The organism is Halorubrum sp. AD140 (assembly GCF_034497445.1).
Taxonomy (GTDB): Archaea; Halobacteriota; Halobacteria; order Halobacteriales; family Haloferacaceae; genus Halorubrum.
Genome location: NZ_JAXRUU010000156.1, coordinates 1 through 1672, shown reverse-complemented (window position 1 = coordinate 1672; position 1672 = coordinate 1). Strand labels below are relative to the sequence as shown.

Sequence of the window (1672 nt, the reverse complement as noted above, 5' to 3'; positions counted from 1 at the left end):
AGACCTGAAGGCGCTCACCACAGCGCCCGACACCGCGGCCCCAAACCGCGGTTTCCTCGACGTCACGACCGACAGAGCCGTCTGCGCGCTCTCGCTCGCGCCTTCGCGAGCGCCCTCCTGGGCGCGAGCGAGAGCGCGCCCGAGTGCGATCGACCCCAACCAGCCCCGCGCGCCGACCCGCCCGGAGCGAGCGGCCAGCGCATTCCCCGTTTCGCCCGCGACGCAACCACGTCCGTCGCGGGTCGGAGAGTCCCGGAAGCCTCCGGAAGTCCGGGACCGAAACGGGAGAAGCGCTGGCGTCGAGGGCACATACATTTTAGCCCGGAACGGGCGCGGGCGGTGCGGAGAGCGCCCGCACGCCCGGAATGGTCGGTCGCGAGCGACGCGGAGGGCGGCAGCGGCGAGCGGGGCGGGCCGGTACGTACACACCTGTCCAGCCGGCCGCGTCGCTCGGCGAATCATCTACCGTCTTGGTGGACTCAGAAAGGGCGAGGGCGCTTCGGTCGTCCCCCGATCCCGTAAGCACCGCAGGCACGAGGAGCGCAGCGTGGGGCGCGGGATGCCGAGCGGCTGAGGGCTTTCGGAATGGGGGTACTACTCGGTCTAGATCAGCCGCATCGAGTCGCCCGGGTCGTCGCCGATGATGTCCGCCAAGCCGGAGACCGTGATCGCGTCCGTGTACCCCTGCGCTCGAACGGCGTTTTTGATGCCTTTCCTGGCGGGCTGATCGTCTGTGAGCACGACGACACCTGTTGTCGAGCGGTCTCTCACATACTGAATGGCTAGCCCCGCGAGAATCGCGTCCGTCTTTTCGACTTCGTGCTCGGCTTTGGTCGTTTCACTCGCGATGGTCCGTCTGGCGATATCGCTCGCCGCGATAGCGTCGCCATCCGTCGGTGATGGGGCATCGATGATCTCGGCCCATCCTTCGTCGAGCGCTGTCCGGACACGATCTGTCTCTGAGCCGCCGAGTTCGCCGATCACGCGCCGGGGGAGTTTGCAGACGACGCCGACGTGCTGGATGGCTCGCCGAAATCGTTGGTACTGCGGATTCGAGGGCTGGCCAATCGCGTAGAAGATGTTCGCGTCAACGAGGACGTCCTGGTCAGCGGATAATGGCGTGTCTCGACCCATCCGATGAACTCACCTATCGGGGTCCGACGAGTCCGTCGGGGCACCAGCTATCTCGTCAAGATCGGGAAGATCCATCTCGTCATGTACATCCGGGAAGAGGTACTCGAAGAACGGGTCGTGCTCTCGGCCGACGGCAAGCGTGGGTTTGAGCGCGTAGATGATCATCATCGCTTCCGTCTCGCGCACGTCGATGTCGCTGGCGACCATCCGCTGAGTCGTCTTCCCTGCGAAGTGGAGCCCGGCGCCGCGTAGTGCGGCGATGAGTTTCCCGAGGCCGTACCGGTCCACGAAGTACTCGATCTCCTCGTCGACCTCCTGGAGCCCGAGGGCGTGGAGGACGGTCGGCGTGATGACGATCGGGACGTACTGCTCGACGATGATGATCGGGTCGGCGGTCAGCTGCTGGGGGCGTGTTGAGTCGTCGCGGTCGACGAGGCCGAGATCGACCAGTCGGTCGACGTACTCGTAGGCCGTCGATTTCGAGAGATCGAGCGCTTCCATAGCTTCCGGTGGGGTGACCGGGCCCCAGTAGCAGAAG

The 1672-nt window shown here is 65.8% G+C and carries 2 protein-coding genes; both read right to left on the bottom strand.

What is annotated here, in order from left to right; all coding sequences use genetic code 11:
* Window positions 1-603: 603 nt before the first annotated feature.
* Entirely contained in the window at window positions 604-1134 is a 531-nt protein-coding gene (locus tag U4E84_RS16895; RefSeq protein WP_322533268.1) for a hypothetical protein, read from the bottom strand.
* Window positions 1135-1143: 9 nt separating this feature from the next.
* A partial coding sequence (locus U4E84_RS16890; protein WP_322533267.1) for a helix-turn-helix domain-containing protein occupies window positions 1144-1672 on the bottom strand: 529 nt, incomplete at its 5' end.

Bases quoted from the DNA above. Each gene is read 5' to 3' on its own strand.
- U4E84_RS16895 (WP_322533268.1), bottom strand. From the start codon at position 1,134: ATGGGTCGAGACACGCCATTATCCGCTGACCAGGACGTCCTCGTTGAC.